We start from the raw sequence: 1686 nt of genomic DNA, 5'->3' as shown, positions 1-1686 counted from the left end.
TGATAACGTTAACGCTTCAGTGTTATAACTTACCGCGGGTTACACCGCGGTAAGTTATTTATTTAACTATGCAAATAAACAAGGATGCCTCCCCTCACTATGCTAGCCAAAAAAATCTGTTTAGCCATAATGACATTGGTGCTACTGACCACTGCAGGATGCGGCTTCAAACTCCAACGCAGTTATTCCATTCCAGCTGAATTAACCGAATTACATTTAAGCAGCAGCGATGAATACAGTGAGTTAACTCGCTTAGTTCGTGACAGATTACGGATCAACCGTATTAGCCTTGTCGATGCAGCAGAAAAAACGCCTACGTTGCGACTTATCAATGACTCGCTTGAACGAGCGACACTGTCACTCTATCCAACGGGCAACGTGGCCGAATACGAACTTATCTATTTAGTGCATTACTCTGTTACCTTACCAGGGCAAGAGCCACAAGATTTTGATACAGAAATCCGTCGAGACTATCAAGACGATCCTCGTACTGCATTAGCAAAAAGCCGTGAGATGGAATTATTAGTTAAAGAAATGCGCGTACAAGCTGCCGATTATATTATCCAGACTCTGGCGTCAATCGGGGCAGAGTAATGCGGGTTTATCCAGATCAGCTCAAGCTACATCTCAAGCCACTAACTCAATGTTTTTTACTGTTTGGCGATGACCCATGGTTAATCGAAAACAGTAAACAACAGATCCTCAATGCCGCTAAAAAACAGGGTTTTGAAGAGCGCGTACAGTTAAGCCAAGAAACCGGTTTTAACTGGGGAGATTTAGTCCAAGAGTGGCAAGCAATGAGCTTATTTGCTAGCCGACGGATTATTGAGTTAACCCTGCCGCAAGGTAAACCGGGTATCGAAGGAGCTGCGGCATTTCAAACGCTGTTGCAACACCCTAATCCAGATATGTTATTGATTATTCAAGGCCCCAAAGCCAGTGCAGAGCAAACCAATAGCAAATGGTTTAAATCACTCGATGCCAAAGGTATATATCTACCCTGCACCACGCCTGAAGGTAAACAGTTTGAACGCTGGTTAGACAGTCGTATTATTCATTATGAACTCACGGTTCACCATGATGCAAAAGCCATGTTGTTTACGCTATTTGAAGGTAACTTATTGGCGGCTGAACAAGCGATGCAGTTGTTACAACTGCTCAGCCCTAAGCAAAATATTACCCCAGAACAACTTAGTGAATATTTCGAAGACCAATCTCGATTCAGTGTGTTTCAACTTTGTGATGCCATTCTAGGTAACCACCAAAAACACGCGCAGCACATGTTGGCTCAATTGCAGGCCGAAGGCACTGCAATGCCCATTTTAATGTGGGCTTTATTCAAAGAGATAAACTTGCTGCTCACCTTAAAACTGGCCGTCCATAATGGCGAGCAACTCAGCAAACTGTGGGGCCAACACAGAATTTGGGATAAGCGTAAACCACTCTATCAAGCTGCAATAACGCGATTAGATTTAGACCATATCGAACATATGCTCGCGTTTGCGTCTAAATTAGAATTAAATCTCAAACAGAAAGGGCTTGAAGATTGGATTGGTCTAAGCCATTTATGCATTTTATTTGATCCACGAGCACATAACCGTTTAGCTCATATTGAATTAACTGACTGAGATAAAAAGTAAGGACAGCGAATGCGTATCGGTATTTTGGGCGGCACGTTCGACCCTA

General features: G+C 43.1%; 2 protein-coding genes. Both read left to right on the top strand.

Going from position 1 to position 1686, the window contains the following annotated elements; genetic code table 11:
* Positions 1–99: 99 nt before the first annotated feature.
* Positions 100–594 (top strand): LPS-assembly lipoprotein LptE, encoded by a 495-nt coding sequence (locus H5202_RS22040; RefSeq protein ID WP_182773918.1) that lies wholly within the window; start codon positions 100–102, stop codon positions 592–594.
* Entirely contained in the window at positions 594–1628 is a 1035-nt protein-coding gene (gene holA / locus H5202_RS22035; RefSeq protein WP_182773917.1) for a DNA polymerase III subunit delta, read from the top strand. The genes H5202_RS22040 and holA overlap by 1 nt, the downstream gene beginning before the upstream one ends.
* Positions 1629–1686: the final 58 nt, after the last annotated feature.

The sequence above is a fragment of the Shewanella sp. SG41-4 genome, from assembly GCF_014164505.1.
In the GTDB taxonomy this organism is placed as follows: Bacteria; Pseudomonadota; Gammaproteobacteria; order Enterobacterales; family Shewanellaceae; genus Shewanella.
This window is presented reverse-complemented; position numbering and strand designations above follow the sequence as displayed.